Origin of the sequence: Amycolatopsis sp. NPDC057786, from assembly GCF_042797905.1 — a bacterium.
Classification (GTDB): domain Bacteria; phylum Actinomycetota; class Actinomycetes; order Mycobacteriales; family Pseudonocardiaceae; genus Amycolatopsis.
On the sequence record NZ_JBHVKW010000042.1, the window covers coordinates 17,390 to 38,174 of the forward strand.

A 20,785-nucleotide genomic window follows, 5' to 3' on the forward strand; every position below is an offset into this window, starting at 1 on the left:
AGGTCAGGCGGCCGTGCCCCGTTTCGACCCGGCCGTGCGCGGGTCCGCGCCTTGCTCCAGGAGGGCGGCGACCGGGAGGGTGGCGGCTCCTATGGCGACCGCGTCCGGGCCGAGCTGTCCGAGCTCGATCTCGGTCTGGTCGAACACGTGCGCCAGCGCGTGCTCGCCCGCCACCCGGCGGATCTCGGGCAGGTACTTCTCGCCGAGCGCCAGCCCGGCCCAGCCGCCCAGCACGATCCGCTCCGGGTTGAACAGGTTGATCAAATCGCCGATGCCGGCGCCGAGATAGCCCGCGGTCTCTTCCAGCACCTTGGCCGCGGTCTTGGACTTGCGCGCCGACTCCAGCAGGGCGGCGAACCGCGTCTGCTCGTCCTCGTCCGAGGCCTTCCCGCCGCGCGTCTTGCGATACCTGGCGAGGACGCCCTCCGCGCCGACGTAGGACTCCAGGCAGCCGCGTGATCCGCAGCGGCATTCCTGCCCGCCGTAGACGATCGTCGTGTGGCCCCATTCACCCGCACTGCTGGTGGAGCCCCGGTAGGTGGTGCCGTCCGTGACCACGGCCGCGCCGACGCCGGACCCGATCAGGGCGATCACCGCGTGCCGCGCGCCGCGGCCGGCACCGAACCACATTTCGCCCTGCCCCTGGGTTTTCGCGCCGTTGTCCACGAACAACGGCAGCTCAACGCCTTCCGCGCGCAGGAGGTCGGTGAGCGGGACCTCCTTCCAGCCGATGGTGGGCGCGTGCACGCGCAGCGCTTCACCCTGCTGGACGGTGCCGGGGACGCCGACGCCGACACCGAGCACGGTCGCTTCGTCGATACCCGATTCCGTGATCACCTCCCGGAGCCCGGAAGCCACCTGGGTGACCGCCGCGGCCGCGTCCGGCCGGGGCGAGGCGAGCGGGTGCTCGACGGAGGCGAGCCGGTTCATGGTGAGGTCGAACAGTTCGACCTTCACGCCGGTCTCGCCGATGTCGACGCCGGCGACATGCCCGTACGCCGGGTCGACGCGGAGCAGGACGCGCGGCCTGCCGCCGTCGGAGTCGACCAGCCCGGCCTCGGTGATGAGGCGTTCTTCACCGAGTTCGGCGGTCACGTTGCTGACGGTCGCGGCGCTCAAACCGGTCAGACCGCTCAATTCGTGGCGGCTGAGCGGGCCGTCGAAGTAGAGTTTCGACAACAGGAGGGAACGGTTGTGCCGCCGCAGGTCACGGACGGTGGTGCGCTTGGCAGGCATGCGGATACCCATCTTGTGGCGGCGGACCTTTCCAGGATGCCCCACGACCTTAGCCTCCGCCATGTATCAACTGGTGAAATAAGGGGGACGAGGGGTCATGACGGGGGACGACGAGCTCATCGGCGGCTTGCCGCCGGACTTCCGGTGGGGTGTCGGCAGCTCGGCGTACCAGGTCGAAGGCGCGGTCGAGGAAGACGGACGAACACCGTCCATTTGGGACACCTACGCCCGGTCCCCGTGGTCGGTCGACAATGGTGACACCGGCGAAGTCGCCTGCGATCACTACCACCGGATGCCCGCCGACGTCGCACTGCTCAAGGAACTCGGCGTCGACACCTACCGGTTCTCCGTTTCGTGGCCCCGTGTGCAGCCGCGTGGGCGCGGCGGCGTCAACCCGGCAGGGATCGCCTTCTACGACCGGCTGGTCGACGAACTGCTCAACAACGGCATCGATCCCTGGCTGACGCTGTACCACTGGGATCTGCCGCAGCACCTCGAAGACGCGGGCGGCTGGCCCGCGCGCGACACCGCCGTCCGGTTCGCCGACTACGCGATGCTCGTGTTCGAGCGGCTGAGCGACCGGGTGCGCCACTGGACGACGCTGAGCGAACCGTGGTGCACGGCCATGCACGGGTACGTCCACGGGGTGATGGCGCCCGGCCGCCGGGACCCGAAGGCGGGGATGGCGGCGGCGCATCATTTGCTGCTCGGCCACGGCCTCGCCGTGCGGCGGATGCGGGAACTCGCGCCACCAGGGACCGAGTTCGGCATCACGCTCAACCTGAGCACCGCCGACCCGGCCACCCCGAGCGAGGCCGACCGGGCCGCCGCTCGCTTCGAGGACGGGCTCGGGACGCGGTTCTACCTCGACGCGCTCGTCCACGGCCGGTACCCGGAAGACGTGCTCGAGACCCTCGCGCGGCAGGGCATCCGCCTGCCGTCGGAGCCGTGGGATCCGTCGATCATCGCGGCCCCGCTCGATTTCCTCGGCGTCGACTACTACTTCGGGACGAGGTATTCCGGGGTGGAGGAGAACGGGAACCCGGTCGAGCACTTCGGGATGCCCGCGTTCCGCAAGGTCCCGTTCGGGGCCCCGTCGACGGCGCTGGGCTGGGAGATCCTGCCGCACAAGCTCACCGAACTGCTCGTCCGGATCAGCCGCGACTATCCGGGCCTGCCGCTTTACGTCACCGAGAACGGCGCGGCGTTCACCGACGTTCCCGACGAGACCGGCTTCGTCCGCGACGACGACCGCGCCGAGTACCTGTCCGCGCATATCGCCGCCACGGCCGCCGCGCGGCGGGCGGGCGCGGACGTCCGCGGTTATTTCGCCTGGTCCTTTTTGGACAGTTTCGAATGGGCGTACGGCTACGCGAAACGGCTCGGCCTGGTGCGGGTCGACCGCGAGACGCAGGCGCGGACGATCAAACAGAGCGGGCTGGCGTACCGCGACATCGTCGAGCGGGTGCGCGGCGGACGGCGGTAGGGCCAGCTCCACCCTCGAACCGGCGGTCCGCTCCATTCTTCCCGGTGGACCCGCGTCCTAGGTTCGGCAGCGGAAAGTCTTTTGCCGCTACCGGAATACGTGGGGGACAGTGATGACCGTCAGGCTCGAGCAACGTGACCATGGGGAGGCGGCGCCACGGAAATCGTGGTGGCGAAGGCCGTGGGTCGGCCCCATGGCCGTCGTCGTCGTGGTGTTCCTGGCCTTCTCCATGCCGCCGTATCTGGCGATGGACCCGGCGCAGTCGCGGGTTCCGCAGCCGCCCGGGTTCACGTCGCACTACTGGTTCCTCGCGGCGCACGTGCTGTTCGGCTCGATCGCGATGGTCGGCGCGCTGCTCCAGATCTGGCCGTGGTTCCGGGCGAAGTACCCGGCGGTGCACCGGAAGATCGGCCGGGTGTACGTCTTCGCCGGGGTGCTCCCGGCGGGTTTGCTGGCCCTGACCGTCGGCGCGATGAGCCCGTTCGGCCCGGCGACGCGGGTGGCCAACGTCCTGGCCGGGGTGCTGTGGCTGGCGTGCACGTTCGCCGGCTGGCGCGCGGCGAGGCAACGCCGGTTCGGCGATCACCGGCGCTGGATGATCCGCAGTTTCGCGCTGACCATGTCGATCATCGTGAGCCGGGTGGTCGGGCCGATCGCGCTGATCACGCTGCAACCGCAGCTGGAGACCACGTTCGGCGGCAGCGAACTCGCCTTGACCCAGTCGGTCGCCGCGATCACGGCCTGGCTGAGCATGACGCTGGTCCTGTTCGCCACGCAGTGGTATCTCGATCGCCGCCCGGTCAGGAAGAAGTCAGCGATCGCGCGATGATCGTCCGCTGCACTTCGGACGCGCCTTCGTAGATCCGCGGCGCGCGGACCTCGCGGTAGAGGTGTTCGAGCAGATGGCCTCGCCGCAGCGCCCGCGCGCCGTGGATCTGCACGGCCGAGTCGACGACGTACTGCGCGGTCTCGGTGGCGAACAGTTTCGCCATCGCGGCGCGGCCCGCGAGGTTCCGCTCACCCGCGTCGTAGGCGGCGGCCGCGGCGTAGACCAGCAGACGCGACGCCTCGGTGCGGGTCGCCATTTCGGCGAGGGTGTGCGCCACGGTCTGCTGCTTCAGCAACGGTCCGCCGAACGCCACGCGAGCCTGGGCGTGGGCGACGGCGGCGTCGAGCGCGGCCTGCGCCATCCCGACGGCGAACGCGCCGACGCTCGGCCGGAACAGGTCCAGGGTCCGCATCGCCACGCCGAAGCCGCGGTCCTGTTCGCCGAGCAGCTCGTCCCGTTCCACGCGGACGCCGTCGAAGACCAGGGTGCCGATGGGATGCGGGCTGACGAGGTCGAGATGCTCGCCCGACAACCCGGCGCGGTCGGCGGGGACGACGAAAGCGGAGACGCCGCGCGAGCCCGCTTCCGGCGTGGTGCGGGCGAAAACGCTGTAGAAATCGGCCTCGGGGGCGTTGGAGATCCACATCTTCTCGCCGGTGAGGCGCCAGCCGTCGCCGTCGGGCTCGGCGGCGAGCTCCAGTGCCGCCGCGTCCGAGCCCGCGTTCGGCTCGGTGAGCGCGAAGGCGGCGACGGCGTCACCCGCGGCCACGGCGGGGACCCACTTCGAGACTTGCGAGTCCTGCCCGGACTGAAGTACCGGATAGGTGCCCAAACCCTGTAGTGCCAACGCCGTCTCGGCCTCGGTGCTCTGGCTGGCCAGGGATTCCCTCAGGATGCAGAGATCCGTCGCGGCGGCCTCTCGGCTCGGGCTGCCGCCGTCAACGCCGGGGAACAGCCGGGAGAGCAGGCCTAGCGCGCCCATTTCCTTGAGCAGGGGCCGGTTCACCGCGCCTTCGGTGCCGGATTCGGCCAGCGGGCGGAGCTTTTCGGCACCCAGCCGCCGGACCTCGTCGGCGAAGGCCTGCTGTTCGGGGCTCAGTGCAAAGGCGGTCATCGATCGCTCCCAGGTCGCCAGCGGGCGTGCGCGGTGCCGGTTTCGCCCGAGCGCAGCAGTTCCAGCCGCGGTTTCGGCCCGTCGGTCCGGCCGCCCTGCGGTTTCCGGCTGCCCGCCGCGAACTGCTTCGGCCACGGCATCGGATAGCCCTGCTCGGCGGCGGCGTGCAATGTCCATTGTGGATCGTAAAGGTGGGTCCTGCCGAGTGCGCACAGATCCGCGCGGCCCGCCAGGATCAGCGAGTTGACGTCGTCGTAGGACGAGATCGCGCCGACGGCGATCACCGCGATCCCGTACTCGCGCCCGATCTCGTTGCGGATCCGGTCCGCGTACGGCGTCTGGTAACTGCGGCCGTACTCGGGTTTCTCTTCGCTGACGACCTGGCCGGTCGACACGTCGATGCCGTCCGCGCCGTGCTCGGCGAACGCGCGGGCGATCTCGACGGCGTCGTCGACGTCGATCCCGCCTTCGTACCAGTCGGTCGCGGAGATGCGGACCGTCATCGGCCGCTCCGCGGGCCAGGCCGCGCGGACGGCGTCGAAGACTTCGAGCGGGAAACGCAGCCTGTTCTCCAGCGAACCGCCGTACTCGTCGGTCCGCCGGTTGGTCAGCGGCGACAGGAACGACGACAGGAGGTAGCCGTGCGCGCAGTGGAGTTCGAGGAGGTCGAACCCGGCGCGCGCGGCGGCTCGGGCGGACGCAGCGAACTGGTCACGGATCTCTTGTAGCTCAGGGATCGTGAGCTCGCGCGGGGTCTGATTCGCCGTGCTGTACGGGATCGCGGACGGGGCGCAGATCTCCCAGTTGCCCTCGGGGAGCGGCTGGTCGATGCCGTCCCACATCAGTTTCGTCGAGCCCTTGCGTCCCGAATGCCCCAGCTGGACACCGATGCGCGCCGGGGTGTGGCCGTGGACGAAGTCGGTCACCCGCGCCCAGGCGCGCTCCTGTTCCTCGGTGTACAGGCCGCCGCAACCCGGGGTGATGCGGCCGGTTTCGGAGACGCAGACCATCTCCGTCATCACCAGCCCGGCGCCCCCGAGCGCCTTGCTTCCCAGATGTACCAGGTGGAAATCGGTCGGGACGCCGTCTTCGGAGGAGTACATGTCCATCGGCGAGACGACGACACGGTTCGGCAGGTCGAGGTTCCCGATCCGGAACGGCTGGAACATCGGCGGCCGGACGTCGGAGTCCAAAGTGGACGCGAACCAGGTGTCCAGTTCGGCGGCGAACTCGGGATCGCGCAGCCGGAGGTTGTCGTAGGTGACGCGGCGGCTGCGGGTGAGGATGTTGAACGCGAACTGCGCTGGATCCTGGTGGGTGTACTGACCCATGTTCTCGAACCACTCCAGGCTCGCCTGTGCGGCACGCTGGGTGGAGGTGACGACGGGGCGGCGCTCGGCTTCGTAGGCTTCCAGCGCACTGTCCATATCGGACTGCTCGTGCAGGCAGGCGGCCAGCGCGAGCGCGTCCTCCATGGCGAGTTTCGTGCCGGAGCCGATGGAGAAGTGCGCCGTATGCGCGGCGTCACCGAGCAGGACGACGTTCTCGTGCCGCCAGCTCGCGCAGCGCACGGTGGCGAACGCGGTCCACTTGGAGTTGTTGGCGAACACCTGGTGGCCGCCGAGGACGTCCGCGCACAGCTCGCGGATGACCTCGATGGACTTCTCGTCGCTTTCACCCGGCGCCAGCGAGGTCGCGGCGATCTCGCCGAACGCGCGATGCCAGACGTCCTCGTGCAGTTCCAGGATGAACGTGCTCGCGGTGTCGCTGTACGGGTAGCCGTGGATCTGCATGATCCCGTGCGGGGTTTCCAGCACGTAGAACTTGAAGGCGTCGAACACGAGATCCGTGCCGAGCCAGATGTACTTGCAGCGCCGGGTCTGGAGGTTCGGGCGGAAGCTCTCGGCGAAGGCGTTGCGAGTCGGGGAGTTGACGCCGTCCGCCGCGACGACGAGGTCGTACTCGGCGCTCGCCTCGGCCGCGCTCGGCGCCTCGGTGCGGAAACGGACGTCCACGCCGAGTTCCGCGCAGCGTTCCTGGAGGATGCCGAGCAGCCGTTTGCGGCTCATCGCGGCGAACCCGTGCCCGCCCGAGGTGTGCACCGTGCCGCGGAAGTGGACGTCGATGTCGTCCCAGCGCGCGAACTCGCGGCGCATGGCGGCGTGGATCACCGGATCGGCGTGTTCGATCCCGCCGAGGGTCTCGTCGGAGAACACCACCCCGAACCCGAAGGTGTCGTCGGGCGCGTTGCGCTCCCAGACGGTGATCTCGTGGTCGGGATGGAGCTGTTTCGCCAGCGTGGCGAAGTAGAGCCCCGCCGGGCCGCCGCCTAACACCGCGATACGCACGTCGCTCAGGGTATGTCGTGGTATGTACGACCGTCAACGATACGGGATATGCTGACCCGTATGGAGCGCATCAACCCGCCAGAGCTCGGCCGCCCCTCCGGCTTCTCGCACGCCGTCGCCGCGACCGGGAGATTCGTCTTCCTCGCCGGTCAGACGGCGTTGGACGAGGAGAACCGCATCGTCGGCGACGGCGTGGTCGAGCAGTTCGAACGCGCGCTGTCCAATCTGCTCACCGCGTTGCGCGCGGCGGGCGGCGCGCCGTCGGACCTGTGCAGCGTGACCGTCTACATCGTCGACATGGACGATTACCGCGCCCACGCGCGCGAGATCGGCGCGGTGTGGAAACGGCTGGCCGGGAGCGAGTACCCCGCGATGGCGGGGATCGGCGTCAGCCGGCTGTGGGACGAGGAGGCGCTGGTGGAGGTGCAGGGCTTCGCGGTCGTTTAAAGCAGGGTGCGCGAGACGTGCGCGGCCGCGGCCTCGCCCAGCCTCGCGTGCAGCGTGAAGAACAGGTCCGCCGCCCGGATACCCGCCCAGCCGGGAGGCAGCAGTTCGGCGGGCAGACCGGGGTCGAGGTAGGGCAGCCGCCGCCAGTCGGTCAGCACACGGACGTAATCGGCGAACGCTTCGGCCTCGTCCGTGGTCTTACGCCGCTGCCACCGCCGCAGCGCGGCCAAGTGCTCGTCGAGGAAGGCGGTGTACAGCGACTCGAGCTGATCGAGGTCCCACCAGTCGCGGACCTTCTCCCGCACGTCGCCGAACGCGAGGTGCTCGGCGTGGAAGAGGTCGGCGTATCCCTCGAGTTCGAGCCGTCGCAGCATGTCGGAGGTCGCGTCGCGCAGATGGGCGGGCGCGATCCAGACCCCGGACGACGCGGTCCCGAAGCCGAGCCGGGCGAGTTGCGTGCGAAGAACATGCCTTTTGTGCCGTTCGGCTTCCGGGACGGAGAACACCGCGAGCAACCAGCCGTCGCCTGGAGTGGCGCGTTCGCGGCGGAAGATCCGCTCGTCCCCTTCGCGCAGGATCGCCAGCGCGGTTTCGGAGAGCTCGTACCCCGCGGCCCCGTTCCGGCGTACCGCGGACAGGATCCCGCGCCGTTTCAGCCGGGAGATCGACGACCGGACGGCCGGTTCCTCGACGTCCACACCCGCCAGCAGGTCGATCAGGGAACGGACGGAGAGCCAGCCGCCCTCGCCACGCGAATAGAGGCCGTACACGGTCACGATGAGCTGGCGCGGTTGCGCCGTCCGCCCCGCGCCGTCGACTTCGGTTGCCTCCGACACGGCCGTCACCCGGTCACCATAACAACGACGTCGTGCTCATGTTTCGGCCGTGACCGAAGCGTTCCGCACTTAGCGTCACGGTATGGAGGATCCCCTGATCGAAGCCCCTGTCCCGCCGGTGCCCCAGGACGTCGAGCCGGGTGGTGTCCGGTGGTTGCGGGCGAACGTCGCCCGGTTCAGCCGCCCGGAGGACCACGCGCGACGGCGGGCGCTGGTGCTGGCCGAGCTCGCTCCGATGCGATCCCTGCGGGACAAGGCTTTCGCGCTCGCCAGGGAAATGCGGGACGGGCCGGTGGAGCGGACCGTGTGGACGGTCCCGGTGGCCGTGCTGGCCGCCGAGCTCGGCCTGCCGGACGTTTCCCGCGACATCGCCAAGGTTTCCGGCGCTTACCATCCGCATACGGAGATCGGGACCGGCGCCGAGGAGGCCATGCGGCGGCTGGTCGAAACCTGCGGTGCCGCCGACGAGCGGACGGCCGCGCGGATCGGGCTCCTGGTGCAGGCCTGTGACGCGACAGCCAAGCTGCTCGGCAAGGCACTGGCCGCCCGCCGGCCCGGCGAGGACGTCGAAGCTCTGCTCGACCGGGTCCTGCGTGAGGATCCGCCGGTCCGGATCACCCGGCGGTGGGTCGGCGGTGAGGTGGTCGAGGTGGACCTGACGAACCGTCCGTTCGGCGCCGGGGCCAAGCGGTGCCCCGGAGAGACACAGGCTCGGCAAGTGGCCGCGGGAATTCTCGACGCGCTGAGTAGCCTCGGTATCGAGAAGATCGACACTGGAGGAAACTTGTCCGAAGCGCTCGACTGGAACAAGAACATCATCAAGGAGTTCCGCGAGAACGGGGGGAAGGTGGGCGGCCCGTTCGAGGGCGGTTCGCTGCTGCTCCTCACCACCATCGGGGCGAAGAGCGGCGAGCCTCGCACGTCGCCGCTCGCGTACGCCGAGGAGGACGGTAAGTACGTCGTCGCCGCGTCGTACGCCGGAGCGGACAAGAACCCGGCCTGGTACCACAACATCCTGGCGAACCCGAAGGTCACCATCGAGGTCGGCACGGAGAAGTTCGACGCGACCGCGACCGTCGTGGACCGCGCCGAGCGCGACCGTCTCTACGCGAAGATGGTCAGCCTGATGCCGGGCTTCGCCGACTACGAGAAGAAGACCGACCGGGTGATCCCGATCGTCACGATCGCCCGCTGATTCACCGCGCGCCGCTGGGGGCTTCGACGGCTTCCGGGCGCTTGAGTTCGGCCTCGGCCGCACGCAGTGCCTTGCGCTCCTGGCGGCGCGCGATCAGCTTCTTGCCGGTGAGGATCATCGGCTGCTCGACCCAGCGGTGGATCAGGTCCGCGATCGCGAGCCCGACCGCGAACACGGTCAGCGCGCTGATCATCCGGTGCTCGCCCAGCGGCGGGATCGCCTCGACCACCGCGAAATGCACCGGGCCCTGCAGCAGGTAGAGCGAGTACGAGCGCTCACCGACGAACCGCATCACCTTCGTGGCCAACAGCCAGCGAAGCGGCCCAGGCGAGATGAGCACGACCAGTAACATCGCCGAAAGCAGGCCGTACGCGATCAGCAGCCCGAGGTTGCTGCCGGTCTGCCACCACAGGCTTTCCATGTTGACGTGCAGTACCGCGAAGGCGCCGAGCACCGGGATCGCCGCGAGCGGGTGGGTCAGCGGTTTGAGCACCGCGTAGGACCGGCGGTAGTGCATCGCGATCGCCAGCACGCAGCCGATCAGCAGGATCGCGTAGTGCACGGTCGACCGGTAGATCGGCACCTGCGGCCCGTTGAGCACCCAGCCGCTGGTGACCCCGACCAGCCCGGCCATCAGCGCGAACGCGGCGAACGCCAGCGTGAGCTTGCGCCACGCCGCGGCCAGCCCGACCGCGCCGGCGACCACCAGCAGGAACGGCCAGACCAGGTAGAACTTCTCCTCGATGCCCAGCGTCCACGAGCCGCTGAAGAAGTTGTCGGCGCCGTCCGGCTTGCTGCCGGGCAAGAACTCGTTGAAGAAGGTCAGGTAGTACTTCAGCGCGTGCGGGAACTCGCGGGTGAAGAACTCCCCGCGCAGGCACACGAACACGATGATCCCGCCGAGGATCACGAGGTACGGCGGCAGGATCCGGAACGCGCGCCGCACGTAGAAGGCCGAAAGCGAGATCCGGCCGGTCCGGTCCTGTTCACGCAGCAGCAGCGTCGTGATCAGGAAACCGGACAGCACGAAGAAGATGTAGACACCGACCCAGCCGGACAACCAGCTCCACTTCGGACCCGCGAAGTGGAAGAGGATCACGATGGTCGCCGCGATCGCCCGCAGGCCGTCGAGCGCGGGGAACCGACGCATGGCGAGGAACTCGTCATGGTCCAAAGTGCGCACAGTGCCCCCTAATGGCGGTATCGGCCCGGAAGTATACGGGGGCCGTTCACTGCGCCTTCGCCCCGTGTCGAGGCGTCCTACCAGCGGTTTTCGAAGATCACCCAGCGTCACGCGCGGGTTCGACGTTATGCGTGAGCCGGAACCGGTTCGCCGGGTCGACGGCCGCCTTGACCTCGGCGAGCCGCCGCAGATCGGCCGGGGAGTACACCTTGGACGCTTCCTCGCCCGCGCCGCTCTCGCCGTAGACGAAGGTCAGCAGTTTGCCGGTCGACCAGGGCTTCAACGCGTCGAACAGCTTCGCGTGCGCGCTCCTGATCTCGGCGATCGAAGCGTGGTCCACGACGGACAGGGCCCGGACGGTGAAGCTCGCTTCACGGTCCCAGCCGACGCCGGGGTGCTCGGGTACGTCGGTCAGCGCGCCGCCGAGCAGGTCCAGCAGGAGGACGGTCGGCACCGGGGCGTCGGGGCCGGCGTGTTCGAGGATCGCGTCGAGCATCGCGTCGTTGAGCTCGGACACGGTGGCGTTGTCGGCGCGGTAACCGTGCGGGAAGGGCGGCTCGTTCGCGATCTTGCCCGATTCGGTGAACGGGAGCTCGGCGAGCGTGTCACCCAGTACGGGGGCGGCGGCGCGCAGCGGGGCGACGAGGCGCTCGCCCTCGGCGGGATCACCCAGATAGGCGACCCGAATCTGCGCGACGTGCTGCCCGCGCAGCGGTTCGGGCACCATCGGCAGATCCGGCATCGGGACCATGCCCAGCGACGACGTCATCTCGCGCGGCATGTCCGCCGCCCAATCGCGCCAGGCGTGGAGCACCGTGGACAGCGATTCGGTGCCGAACTGCAGGCTGCCGCCGTACAGCCGGGTGACCGGGACGAGCCGGAACTCCAGCGCGGTGACGATCCCGAAGTTGTCGCGGCCGCCGCGCAGCGCCCAGAACAGGTCGCGTTCGGTGTCCGGGGTGGCGCGGCGGAGCTCCCCGTCGGCGGTCACCACCTCGATCGCGGTCACCTGGTCGGCCGCCAGGCCGTACTTGCGGCTGAGCAGGCTGAACCCGCCGCCGAGGGTGTAGCCGACGACGCCGACGCCGGGGAAGGATCCGCTCAGCGGGGCGAGCCCGTGCTCCGCGGCCGCTTCGATGACCGCACCCCAGCGCACACCCGCTTCGACCCGTGCGATCCCTTCGTCGATCCGGATCCCGGTCATCCGGTGGGTGGTGACGAGCACGCCGCCTTCGAACGGGACGCCCACGCCGTGCCCCGTCGAGTGGACGGCGATCGGGAGGTCGTGCTCGGCGGCGTGACGGACGGCCTCGACGACGTCGTCGGCCGAAGCGGCGGGCACGATGACGTCGGGACGGCGGGGCACTGCGGTCTGGAAACCGGCGAGTTCGTTGTCGTAGTCCGGGTCGCCGGAGCGGAGCATCGTGGTCATACGACCAGCGTGATCCCGATTCGGCAAGAAGTCCAAGATCTGGTTTGTCTGGCAACTAGAATCATCCGTTATGGAATTGCGCCAGCTCGAATACTTCGTCGCGGTGGCCGAGGAAGCGAACTTCACCCGTGCCGCCGAGCGACTGCATGTCGCGCAGCCCGGAGTGAGCGCCCAGATCCGCCGCCTCGAACGCGAACTCGGGCAGCCGTTGCTCGACCGGTCGGCCAGGGCGGTACGGCTGACCGAGGTCGGCGCCGCCGCGCTCCCGCACGCGCGGGCCGCGCTCGCCGCCGTCGCCGGGGTGCGGCAGGCGGTCGACGATCTCACCGGGCTGGTCCGCGGCCAGGTCGCGATGGGCATGGTGTCGTCGCGTGGCCCGGTCAACCTGCCGGATCTGCTCGCGCGTTTCCACGAGCGTCACCCGGCGGTCGACATCACGCTCGCCGAGGCGACCTCCGACGTCCTGCTCGCGGGCGTCGCCGACGGCCGGTTCGACGTCGCGCTGATCGGGGTCTCCGGCGAGCCGCCGCCGGGGATCGGCCTGGAGGTCGTCCTCGACGAGCCGCTCGTCGCCGTCTCCGGGCCGGAGGATCCGCTCGCCGGGCAGGCCACGATCACCCTGTCGGAACTGGAAAGCCGTTCCCTGGTGAGCCTGCCGAAGGGCACCGGCATGCGCGCGATCGTCGACGCGGCGTTCCTCGCCGACGGCGCCCAGCCGAGGGTGACCCTGGAGGCGGGCGACCCGAACGTCGTCGCCGAACTCGTCGGGCGCGGGCTCGGCGTCGCCGTGGTGCCGATGTCGCTGGCGACGCATTACACGGAACTGCACGCCATGGAGATCACGCGGCCCGCCGGGCTGCGGGCGAAACTGGCGCTGGCCTGGCGGACGGAGGGGCCGGTCAGCCCCGCCGCCCGCGTGTTCATCAGTCAGGCACGGGCGCTGCTCGGCTTGTGAGCCGCCACAGAGAGGTGACCTCCTTCGCGTCGGCCCGTGGATGCCGGGGCCGGATGTCCTCCCGGCCCCGGACTTCGAGGCCGGACCGCTCGAACGCGCCGAGGAGTTCTTCGCGCGTGCGCAGACCCAGCAGTTCGGCGAGGTCGGACAGGATCAGCCACGCCTCCCCGCCGGGTTCGAGGTGCCGGGGCAGCCGGTCGAGGAACGCCTTGAGCATGCGGCTTCCCGGGTCGTAGACGGCGCGTTCGAGCGGGGTGTGCGCCCTGGCGGGCAGCCACGGCGGATTGCAGACGACCAGCGGTGCGCGGCCCGGCGGGAACACGTCCGCGTGGAGAGTTTCGATTCCGCCGAGACCGAGACGTGCGAAGTTGTCGCGCGCGCAGGCGAGCGCGAGCGGCTCGTTGTCCGTCGCCACCACGCGCTCGACCCCTCGGCGCGCGAGGACCGCGGCGAGCACGCCGGTACCGGTGCCGATGTCGAACGCCAGTCGCTTGGCGGGCAACGGAGTTCTCGCCACCAGATCGACGTACTCGCCGCGGACGGGCGAGAAGACCCCGTGACGCGGATGGATTTTCGCGCCGAGCGCCGGGATTTCGACGCCCTTCACCCGCCACTCGTGCGCGCCGACGACACCCAGCAGCTCGCGCAAGGACACCAGCGACGGGGTTTCGGAGGGGCCGTAGACCTCGGTGCAGGCCTCGCGTACGTCCGGCCCGCGGCGCAACGGCAGGATATGGCCGGGATCCAGCGGGACCAGCAGCCTGCCGAGGATCCGCGCCCGGCGTGACCGATGGTTCCGCTGGTCCCGAAAGGGTTTCCCCGCCGCCGTACCGCACCGCCGGGACATCGCGGCGAGCAGGTTCCGCGCGCCGGGGAAGTCGCCGTGCCAGGCGAGACCGGTGCCGGACGCGGCGAGCCGGAACGCCTCGTCGGCGGTGACGCGATCGTCGACGGCGACGACGGGCCGGGGCATTTTCGTGCCGACGGTGGTCAGCCAGCGCCGACCACCGTCCTTTGTGGACAGGGGGTTCATGTTTTCCGTTCCTGGATCCGCCCGCGGCGAAGAGACCCCGCGGGCGTGGCTCGTCGGGGACAAGGTCAGGAACGGCGGCTAGTGGACCACCGCGGCATGAACCGGTGTCGACACGAACCCGAGCTTACCGGAACGCGGCGGCGTGATCGGCCGCCCAGACCTCGAAGTCCAGCCCCGGCCTGCCGGTGACGTCCTGGACGGTCGAGGTGACCTCGCCCGGTTTCGTCACCAACCCCTGGAATCCGGCCAGCATCGTGTCGACGATGAAGTCCGGCATCTTCGTGAGCATGGCGGCGCGTGCTTCTTCGAGCGGGATCTCCTCCCAGCGCGCCGGGCGGCCCGCGGCCTCACCGATGATCCGGACCTGCTCGGCCTGCGTCATCGGCCGTGTGCCGGTGAGCGCGTACTTCGCCCCCGTGTGCCCATCGCCGGTCAGTGCTTCGACGGCCACCGCGGCGATGTCCTTCTCGTGGATCAGCGGCATCGACGCCTCGCCGTACGCGCCGCGGACGACGCCGTCCGCGCGGATCGACGGCGCCCAGGCGAGGGTGTTGGTCGCGAAGCCGTGCGGCCGCAGGAAAGTCCATTCCAGACCGGCGGCTTCGATCGCCTCTTCGACGGTGCGATGCCAGGCGCCGATGGCGTTGTCCTGCTCCGCCAGTGAATCGTCGACGGCGCCCGAGGAAAGGAACACCACGCGCTTCACCCGTTCCCCGAGCAGCGACACCGTGGGCACCAGCGTCTCGGCGGGGCCGGTGAGCATCAGGAACACCGTGTCGACGCCGTCGAGCGCCGGCGCGATCGTTTCCGGTTTCGCCAGGTCACCGCGGACGCCGCCGGCGGGCGGATTCCGGCTCAGCGCCCGGACCGGGATGTCCCGCGACCGCAGCTGGGCGACCACTTGCGAGCCGACGTTGCCCGTCGCGCCGGCGACCAGGATCGGCTTCATGCCGCCACCGCCGAGAAGATCGGGCGGTACCGCTTGACCGACCCGCCCGACATCCCCGGGTAGGTCTGCACCTTCTTCCACGCGTCGGTGGTCCCGATGCCGTCGGCGCCGGGAGCCGCGAGCGCGGCGAGGTGGGCTTCGGCACTGGCCCATTCGGCGTAGTTCAGCACCCTGGTCCCGTCGGTGCTCACGTGGAAGAACCCCGAGAACCCGCCTTCGGGACGCACGGGTTCCGACGCGAGCGCTTCGAAGACGAGGTCGATCCAGTCGCGCTGCCGCTGCTCGTCGGGGCCCTCGAACTCGACCGAGACGATCACGAGGCAGCCGGGCACCCCCTCGCCGCGCTGCCCGCGGTAGAGGCGGAAGACCGGTGCGCCGTCCAGCCCCTGAATGGCGTCTTCGCTGGTCCACTGCTCGTAGGTGAAGGCGCCGTCGTGATCTATGCCTTCGTACGCGGTGAAGGAGACAAGGCCGTCGTGGCTCTTGAAGGCCGCCCGCGCCGCGTCGGCGTCCGGCCATTCCCGCGCCACCACGACCGTCGCCCCGTCCGGTGTCGGCCAATGTCCCTTGTGGATGGTCATTTCGGAGGTCCCCTGTGCTGTCATGGCTCCAGCATGAAACTTAAACAAGGGTTCAAGTCAAGCTAGGATCGTGACCATGTCCAAACCGCCGTCCGAACTCACCATCGGGGAGCTGGCCCGGCGCAGCGGCGTCGCGACCTCCGCCCTGCGTTTCTATGAACGCCAAGGTCTCATCAGCAGCAGGCGGACCAGCGGAAACCAGCGCCGCTATCCTCGCGCCACGCTCCGCGTGGTCGCGTTCATCCGCGCGTCGCACCATCTCGGCATCCCGCTGGAGGTGATCGGCGGAGTGCTCGATTTCCTGCCGGAGGGCGCCGCGCCGGACCAGGCGTTCTGGCAGCGGGCTTCGCAGTGCTGGAGCGCCGAACTCAACAAGCGCATCGAGCAGCTGGAGTGCATGCGGGACCGGTTCACCGAATGCATCGGCTGCGGCTGCCTGTCCTTCGAGCAGTGCGTGCTGGTGAACCCCGGTGACGTCCTCGCCGCCAAGGGCCCCGGCCCGGCGCGGCTGATCACGGACTGACCGCGGCCAGTTTCCGTTCCAGCAGCCGCCGTTCGGCGCTGTTCTCCGCTCGCCGGATCGCCGTTTCGTAGGCCAGCGCCGATTCCTCCCGGCGGCCGACGCGGTGCAGCAGATCCGCGCGGATGGCGTGGTACAGGTGGTATTCCTCCAGGTCGAGGCCGTCGATCACGGCGAGGGCGGCTTCGGGCCCGTCCACTTCGGCGACCGCGACGGCCCGGTTGAGCGCGACGATCGGCGTCGGATTCGCCGCCAGCAGCAGGTCGTACAGCTGGACGATCTGCGACCAGTCCGTGCTCGCCGCGTCGGCCGCGTCGCTGTGGACGGCGTTGATCGCCGCCTGGATCTGGTACGGCCCCGGCTGGTTCCGCCGCAGGCAGGCACGGACCAGCGCCTGCCCTTCGGCGGTCAGCTCGCGGTCCCACCGCGACCGGTCCTGCTCCGCCAGCAGCACGACCTCGCCGTCCGCTCCGGTGCGGGCCGCGCGGCGGGACTCGGTGAGCAGCATCAGCGCCAGCAGCCCGGTGGCCTCCGGTTCGTCGGGCATGAGGGCGGTCAGCAGCCTGCCGAGCCGGATCGCCTCCGCGCACAGGTCTTCCCGCACCAGCCGGTCACCCGAAGTGGCTGTGTACCCCTCGTTGAACACGAGGTAGATCACGGCGAGCACCGACCGCAGCCGGTCCGGCAGGTCGGCGTCGTCCGGGACGCGGTACGGGATCTTCGCGTCGCGGATCTTGCCCTTCGCCCGGACCAGGCGCTGCGCCATCGTCGTCTCGGGGACGAAGAACGCGTGCGCGATCTCGCCGGTGGTCAAGCCGCCCAGCAGTTTCAGCGTCAGCGCGACCTGCGCGGTGATGGCCAGCGCGGGGTGGCAGCAGGTGAAGATCAGCCGTAACCGGTCGTCACGCACGGGACCCTCCTCCACCGGTTCACCACCGGCGCTGATCAGCGCGGCCTGGGCGTGTTTGTCGTCGCGCGCGGCTTCCCGGCGCAACCGGTCGATCGCCTTGTTGCGGGCGGTCGTGATGATCCAGCCCGCGGGGCTGGGCGGTGGACCGCTGGACGGCCAGCGGTCCACCGCCTCGGCGAAGGCGTCCTGCACGGCTTCCTCGGCGATGTCGATGCTGCCGAAGACCCGGACCAGTACGGCCACCGCGCGGCCGTACTCCTCGGTGAAGACGCGTCCGATCTCCTCGGTGGTCACACGCACGAAGGACCTTCGTCGCCCTGGAACGGCCGGACCTCGACCGGGAGATAGGTGATCTCGGCGACCCGGCGGGCCCATTCGAGCGCGGCGTCCAGATCCGGCGCCTCGAGGATGGTGAAGCCGCCGAGATGTTCCTTGCCCTCGACGTAGGGGCCGTCGGTCATCGCGATCTCGCCGTTCTCCTTGGCGCGCAGCACGGTCGCCGTGGTCGGCGGGTGCAGCCCGCCGGCGAAGACCCAGACCCCCGCGGCCTTCATCTCGTCGTCGAGCGCCTGGATCTTGCGCGCGATCGGCTCCAGGAACTCCGGCGGCGGAACGGGACCGTCGGGCTGGTACAGGCTGATCAGGTACTGGGTCATGGCGTCCTCCTCGGTCGAAGCGGCTTGTCACCACCTATACGAAGGGCATCCCGCCGATTCGACAGCCGGTGGGAATTATTTTTCGTGGCCACATCGTCGCAGGTCGATCCGGGATCCCTTGGTCAAGCAGGCCGCGATCCGGTGGACCTGCTGGCCGTAGCTGCGGCCCTGCACCGCGGTCACGGTGCCGTCCCGGCCGACCTCGCACGGGTTGCCCTCGGTGCAGCGCTCTCCGTCACGGTTGTGGGTGTTGTTGATACCCATGACCGTGTTCCCGTCGCGGGACAGCAGTACGGAGCCGGAGTAGCCGGGCCTGCTCACGCAGGTGTCGCTGGGCGCGTAGCGGACCGCGTCGTCCTGCTGATAGCCGGCCTCGCGCAGGTGCGGCACCACGGCCTCGATCGTGCAGCTCGGGCGGCTGCTGGAGTAGGCCATGAGGAGCCGGTCGCCGGCGCGCATCGGGGTGGTGGTCAGCCGGAAGACCTTCGCGCCCTCCCTGGCCAGCTGGGCGTAGGTCTTGTCGAGCCGGTACAGCGCGATGTCGGTGCCGGTCATCGTCGCGTAGACCAGCCGGGTGGCGCGGGCGCCGGCCTTCGGATAGCCGTCCCGGCCGGCGATGGTGACCGGACGGGGCAGGTCCGCGGGCCGGTCGACCAGTGCCTTCCCCGGTGCGGGCCGCCCGCTCGGCACGCAGTGGCCGTTGGTCAGGGCCAGCGCCGGGTCTTCGGGGCGCGCGGTGGCGGCCCGCACCACCGCTCCCTTGCATTCGCCCACCGTGGCCGTGCCCTCCACGTTCGGGACCGGGGAATCCGGGGGCACGTCGGTGCCGGTCACGATGCCGTTGATCCAAGCGGCGTTCTTCGAGACATCGGTGTACATGTCGGGGAAGTCGGCGCCCCTGATGCCGGGGCCGATGACCGTTCCGGCCAGCGCCCAGCCGCCGCCCGAACGGACCAGCGCGGGCCCGCCGGAGTCCGTCGTACCCGGACCGACGGGCGGCTCGGCGCGGCCGACGCACAACGGCAGCGTGTGCCCGTCGTCGTCCCAGCACCGGTCGAGCGGCACGACCTCCGTGTCCGCCTCACGGAGCTTGCTGGGGAAACACTTCGGGTCCTTGAAGTCGTCGCAACCGGTCGCCGCCGCGCCCCAGCCGAGGATGCGGACCGGCGTGCCGTCGGCGGGAGTGGCCGCGGCGAGCCGGATGGGCTTGGCGCGCACCGGGTTTCGCAGACGCAGCACCGCGATTTCCTCGCCGGGCGGGTTGTACGAGTTGTGGCGCCGGTAGAACTTGTCGACGTCCGTGACCTCGCCGCCGCGGGTGGTGTCCAGTGAGCCGACGCGGACCTTCCAGCCGCGGGGCACACCGACCGTCGCGCCGGTGGGGCTGTTGGCGCAATGGCCTGCCGTGACCGCCCATTGGGGTGCGATGAGCACCGCCCCGCACCGGTGTCCGTCCGGGCGAGGCGAGTCGTACCGCAGCGAGACCATGAAGTCGTAGGGCGTGGTGGACTCGGTGCCGCCGATGACGGCCGACGCGGGGGCCGCGGTGGCCGTCATCATGGCCAGCGCGAGCGCGAGGGATCGGATTCGCATACGGTACACGCTGGCCGGTCGGTGTCCGCGGAACTCGACGAGCGCGTAACAGTTCCGTGCCCGCCTTGATCGGTACTGCTGACTGGTACTGCCGGACCCAGGCTGAACAGACCGTGCCATCTCCTGGGAAAGCCCGGTTTTCTGGACTCGTCACCTCGTGAACGAGTCCACTTGGGAGAAACAGAAATGACGAACTCGCACGCGAACAGGGTCGCCGTCGTCACCGGAGCGTCCAGTGGGATCGGCGAGGCGGCCGCTCGGCGGCTCGCCGCCTCCGGTGCTTCGGTCGCGCTGATCGCCCGCCGGGCGGGCCGGCTGGAAACGCTGGCCAAGGAGATCGAGCGGGACGGCGGTACCGCGCTCGTGCTCGCCGTCGACGTCGCCGACGCCGTGGCGATGCGGGCCGCGGCGGCCGAGGTCGAAGCGGAACTGGGCCGCGCGGACCTCCTGTTCAACAACGCCGGCGTGATGCTGGCCGCGCCGATCGACGAACTCGCCACCGGCGACTGGCAGCGCATGATCGACGTCAACATGACGGGCCTGATGAACGCGATCGGCGCGTTCGTCCCGCATCTCGTCGCTTCGGCGGCCGAAAAGGGTGTCGCGGACCTGGTGAACACCTCGTCCATCGGCGCGCAGGCCGTCTTCCCGTCCTTCGCCGTGTACGTCGCCTCGAAGGCCTACGTGACGCACTTGTCGAAGAACCTCCGCGCCGACCTCGGACCGAAGGGTGTGCGGGTCGCGGCGATCGAGCCGGGACTGGTCGAGACCGAACTGCAGGGCCACGTCACCGACGCCGGCGCTCTGCGGTGGCTGGACGGCGTGCGCGAGTCGCTGACCTGGCTGAAGCCCGAGGACATCGCCGAGACCGTGGCGTTTCTGACCTCGCTCCCGGCTCGGGTGAACCTTCAGCAGGTCACCGTGATGCCCACCGCGCAGGTCTGATCACGGGAACAGGATCCGGGCGATCGCGCGGGCGCCGAACTCCGGATCCTCCTGGAGTTCGGCGCGCAGCGCGCCGGTGAGCCACAGGTTCGCGAAGCCGTGCATCAGCGACCACGCGGCGACTCCCGCCAGCGCGTCGTCGCTGACCGACGACGCGCCGCTGGTCAGCAGGGCTCCCGCTCGGTCACGGGCCGCGGTCAGCGCCGCGTCGTCCTCGCGGTGGAGCTCGGGGCGGAACATCACCTCGAAATGCGCGCGATGCTCGATCGCGAAGCGCACATAAGCCACCCCGACCTCGACGAAGTCCCGATCGCTCTCGGCCGCCAGCGCGTCCGCGAGCAGGTCGAATCCCTCGGCCGCGAGCGCGGTCAGCACCCCGGCCTTGTCACCGAAATGGTGGACCGGCCCGGCGTGCGAGACCCCCGCGCGCCGGGCGAGGTCGCGGAGGCTGATCCCCGCCGGGCCGTGTTCGGTGATGGCCGCGACGGCGGCGTCGAGTACGGCCCGGCGGAGGTCGCCGTGGTGGTAGGGACTCAT

The 20,785-nt window shown here is 70.0% G+C and carries 20 protein-coding genes; 7 read left to right on the forward strand and 13 right to left on the reverse strand.

Annotation, left to right across the window (positions count from 1 at the left end; genetic code table 11):
- Positions 1–3: 3 nt before the first annotated feature.
- The gene (locus tag ACFVM3_RS21850; RefSeq protein ID WP_378441291.1) at positions 4–1,248 is read right to left on the reverse strand and encodes an ROK family protein; all 1,245 of its coding nucleotides are present in this window, start codon (positions 1,246–1,248) and stop codon (positions 4–6) included.
- A gap of 85 nt (positions 1,249–1,333) precedes the next feature.
- On the opposite strand from ACFVM3_RS21850, the gene ACFVM3_RS21855 reads away from it, so the two are divergent.
- Both ACFVM3_RS21855 and ACFVM3_RS21860 read left to right on the forward strand, forming a co-directional pair.
- Positions 1,334–2,722 (forward strand): GH1 family beta-glucosidase, encoded by a 1,389-nt coding sequence (locus tag ACFVM3_RS21855; protein ID WP_378441214.1) that lies wholly within the window; start codon positions 1,334–1,336, stop codon positions 2,720–2,722.
- Between the two features lie 193 nt (positions 2,723–2,915).
- On the forward strand, positions 2,916–3,551 hold the full coding sequence (locus ACFVM3_RS21860) for a DUF2306 domain-containing protein (RefSeq protein ID WP_378441216.1): 636 nt from the start codon (positions 2,916–2,918) through the stop codon (positions 3,549–3,551).
- Here the strand turns inward: ACFVM3_RS21860 and ACFVM3_RS21865 are convergent.
- Positions 3,523–4,665, reverse strand: coding sequence for an acyl-CoA dehydrogenase family protein (locus ACFVM3_RS21865; protein WP_378441218.1), 1,143 nt, complete (start codon positions 4,663–4,665; stop codon positions 3,523–3,525). The genes ACFVM3_RS21860 and ACFVM3_RS21865 overlap by 29 nt on opposite strands.
- Entirely contained in the window at positions 4,662–7,013 is a 2,352-nt protein-coding gene (locus tag ACFVM3_RS21870; RefSeq protein WP_378441220.1) for a bifunctional salicylyl-CoA 5-hydroxylase/oxidoreductase, read from the reverse strand. Before ACFVM3_RS21870 ends, ACFVM3_RS21865 begins: the two co-directional genes overlap by 4 nt.
- 48 nt (positions 7,014–7,061) lie before the next feature.
- On the opposite strand from ACFVM3_RS21870, the gene ACFVM3_RS21875 reads away from it, so the two are divergent.
- Positions 7,062–7,460, forward strand: a complete 399-nt coding sequence (locus tag ACFVM3_RS21875; RefSeq protein ID WP_378441222.1) for a RidA family protein — start codon at positions 7,062–7,064, stop codon at positions 7,458–7,460.
- Here the strand turns inward: ACFVM3_RS21875 and ACFVM3_RS21880 are convergent.
- The gene (locus ACFVM3_RS21880) at positions 7,457–8,305 is read right to left on the reverse strand and encodes a PaaX family transcriptional regulator C-terminal domain-containing protein (protein WP_378441224.1); all 849 of its coding nucleotides are present in this window, start codon (positions 8,303–8,305) and stop codon (positions 7,457–7,459) included. The genes ACFVM3_RS21875 and ACFVM3_RS21880 overlap by 4 nt on opposite strands.
- 775 nt (positions 8,306–9,080) lie before the next feature.
- Between ACFVM3_RS21880 and ACFVM3_RS21885 the strand changes: the two genes are divergently transcribed.
- Positions 9,081–9,491, forward strand: coding sequence for a nitroreductase family deazaflavin-dependent oxidoreductase (locus ACFVM3_RS21885; RefSeq protein WP_378441292.1), 411 nt, complete (start codon positions 9,081–9,083; stop codon positions 9,489–9,491).
- 1 nt (position 9,492) lies between these two features.
- Here ACFVM3_RS21885 and ACFVM3_RS21890 read toward each other — a convergent pair whose 3' ends face one another.
- Positions 9,493–10,674 carry an acyltransferase family protein gene (locus ACFVM3_RS21890; protein ID WP_378441226.1) on the reverse strand — a complete coding sequence of 394 codons (1,182 nt, stop codon included), beginning with the start codon at positions 10,672–10,674 and terminating at the stop codon, positions 9,493–9,495.
- 97 nt (positions 10,675–10,771) lie between these two features.
- Positions 10,772–12,106, reverse strand: a complete 1,335-nt coding sequence (locus ACFVM3_RS21895) for an FAD-binding oxidoreductase (protein WP_378441228.1) — start codon at positions 12,104–12,106, stop codon at positions 10,772–10,774.
- Positions 12,107–12,176: 70 nt separating this feature from the next.
- Here ACFVM3_RS21895 and ACFVM3_RS21900 point away from each other — a divergent pair, with 70 nt between their 5' ends.
- Positions 12,177–13,061 carry a LysR substrate-binding domain-containing protein gene (locus tag ACFVM3_RS21900; RefSeq protein ID WP_378441230.1) on the forward strand — a complete coding sequence of 295 codons (885 nt, stop codon included), beginning with the start codon at positions 12,177–12,179 and terminating at the stop codon, positions 13,059–13,061.
- On the opposite strand, the gene ACFVM3_RS21905 is transcribed toward ACFVM3_RS21900, so the two are convergent.
- The 3 genes from ACFVM3_RS21905 to ACFVM3_RS21915 all read right to left on the reverse strand — a co-directional run bounded on the left by ACFVM3_RS21905 (position 13,030) and on the right by ACFVM3_RS21915 (position 15,648).
- Entirely contained in the window at positions 13,030–14,094 is a 1,065-nt protein-coding gene (locus ACFVM3_RS21905) for a methyltransferase (protein WP_378441232.1), read from the reverse strand. The genes ACFVM3_RS21900 and ACFVM3_RS21905 overlap by 32 nt on opposite strands.
- A gap of 124 nt (positions 14,095–14,218) precedes the next feature.
- On the reverse strand, positions 14,219–15,043 hold the full coding sequence (locus tag ACFVM3_RS21910; RefSeq protein ID WP_378441234.1) for an NAD(P)H-binding protein: 825 nt from the start codon (positions 15,041–15,043) through the stop codon (positions 14,219–14,221).
- The gene (locus ACFVM3_RS21915) at positions 15,040–15,648 is read right to left on the reverse strand and encodes a hypothetical protein (RefSeq protein WP_378441235.1); all 609 of its coding nucleotides are present in this window, start codon (positions 15,646–15,648) and stop codon (positions 15,040–15,042) included. The genes ACFVM3_RS21910 and ACFVM3_RS21915 overlap by 4 nt, the downstream gene beginning before the upstream one ends.
- A gap of 52 nt (positions 15,649–15,700) precedes the next feature.
- Here ACFVM3_RS21915 and soxR point away from each other — a divergent pair, with 52 nt between their 5' ends.
- Complete coding sequence (soxR, locus tag ACFVM3_RS21920; protein ID WP_378441237.1) at positions 15,701–16,147, forward strand: redox-sensitive transcriptional activator SoxR; 447 nt, start codon at positions 15,701–15,703, stop codon at positions 16,145–16,147.
- Here the strand turns inward: soxR and ACFVM3_RS21925 are convergent.
- The 3 genes from ACFVM3_RS21925 to ACFVM3_RS21935 all read right to left on the reverse strand — a co-directional run bounded on the left by ACFVM3_RS21925 (position 16,137) and on the right by ACFVM3_RS21935 (position 19,303).
- Entirely contained in the window at positions 16,137–17,354 is a 1,218-nt protein-coding gene (locus ACFVM3_RS21925; protein WP_378441238.1) for an RNA polymerase sigma factor, read from the reverse strand. The two genes, soxR and ACFVM3_RS21925, sit on opposite strands and share 11 nt — an antisense overlap.
- Positions 17,345–17,710: a YciI family protein gene (locus ACFVM3_RS21930; RefSeq protein ID WP_378441240.1), complete on the reverse strand. Its 366-nt coding sequence runs from the start codon at positions 17,708–17,710 to the stop codon at positions 17,345–17,347. The genes ACFVM3_RS21925 and ACFVM3_RS21930 overlap by 10 nt, the downstream gene beginning before the upstream one ends.
- Before the next feature lie 75 nt (positions 17,711–17,785).
- On the reverse strand, positions 17,786–19,303 hold the full coding sequence (locus ACFVM3_RS21935) for a trypsin-like serine protease (protein ID WP_378441242.1): 1,518 nt from the start codon (positions 19,301–19,303) through the stop codon (positions 17,786–17,788).
- A 186-nt stretch (positions 19,304–19,489) separates the two neighbouring features.
- Here ACFVM3_RS21935 and ACFVM3_RS21940 point away from each other — a divergent pair, with 186 nt between their 5' ends.
- Positions 19,490–20,248 (forward strand): SDR family oxidoreductase, encoded by a 759-nt coding sequence (locus tag ACFVM3_RS21940; RefSeq protein ID WP_378441244.1) that lies wholly within the window; start codon positions 19,490–19,492, stop codon positions 20,246–20,248.
- On the opposite strand, the gene ACFVM3_RS21945 is transcribed toward ACFVM3_RS21940, so the two are convergent.
- The gene (locus tag ACFVM3_RS21945; protein WP_378441246.1) at positions 20,249–20,785 is read right to left on the reverse strand and encodes a TetR/AcrR family transcriptional regulator; all 537 of its coding nucleotides are present in this window, start codon (positions 20,783–20,785) and stop codon (positions 20,249–20,251) included.

Bases quoted from the DNA above. Each gene is read 5' to 3' on its own strand.
- ACFVM3_RS21850 (WP_378441291.1), bottom strand. From the start codon at position 1,248: ATGGGTATCCGCATGCCTGCCAAGCGCACCACCGTCCGTGACCTGCGG.
- ACFVM3_RS21855 (WP_378441214.1), top strand. From the start codon at position 1,334: ATGACGGGGGACGACGAGCTCATCGGCGGCTTGCCGCCGGACTTCCGG.
- ACFVM3_RS21860 (WP_378441216.1), top strand. From the start codon at position 2,916: ATGGCCGTCGTCGTCGTGGTGTTCCTGGCCTTCTCCATGCCGCCGTAT.
- ACFVM3_RS21865 (WP_378441218.1), bottom strand. From the start codon at position 4,665: ATGACCGCCTTTGCACTGAGCCCCGAACAGCAGGCCTTCGCCGACGAG.
- ACFVM3_RS21875 (WP_378441222.1), top strand. From the start codon at position 7,062: ATGCTGACCCGTATGGAGCGCATCAACCCGCCAGAGCTCGGCCGCCCC.
- ACFVM3_RS21895 (WP_378441228.1), bottom strand. From the start codon at position 12,106: ATGACCACGATGCTCCGCTCCGGCGACCCGGACTACGACAACGAACTC.
- ACFVM3_RS21900 (WP_378441230.1), top strand. From the start codon at position 12,177: ATGGAATTGCGCCAGCTCGAATACTTCGTCGCGGTGGCCGAGGAAGCG.
- ACFVM3_RS21905 (WP_378441232.1), bottom strand. From the start codon at position 14,094: ATGAACCCCCTGTCCACAAAGGACGGTGGTCGGCGCTGGCTGACCACC.
- ACFVM3_RS21910 (WP_378441234.1), bottom strand. From the start codon at position 15,043: ATGAAGCCGATCCTGGTCGCCGGCGCGACGGGCAACGTCGGCTCGCAA.
- ACFVM3_RS21915 (WP_378441235.1), bottom strand. From the start codon at position 15,648: ATGACAGCACAGGGGACCTCCGAAATGACCATCCACAAGGGACATTGG.
- soxR (WP_378441237.1), top strand. From the start codon at position 15,701: ATGTCCAAACCGCCGTCCGAACTCACCATCGGGGAGCTGGCCCGGCGC.
- ACFVM3_RS21930 (WP_378441240.1), bottom strand. From the start codon at position 17,710: ATGACCCAGTACCTGATCAGCCTGTACCAGCCCGACGGTCCCGTTCCG.
- ACFVM3_RS21935 (WP_378441242.1), bottom strand. From the start codon at position 19,303: ATGCGAATCCGATCCCTCGCGCTCGCGCTGGCCATGATGACGGCCACC.
- ACFVM3_RS21940 (WP_378441244.1), top strand. From the start codon at position 19,490: ATGACGAACTCGCACGCGAACAGGGTCGCCGTCGTCACCGGAGCGTCC.
- ACFVM3_RS21945 (WP_378441246.1), bottom strand. From the start codon at position 20,785: ATGAGTCCCTACCACCACGGCGACCTCCGCCGGGCCGTACTCGACGCC.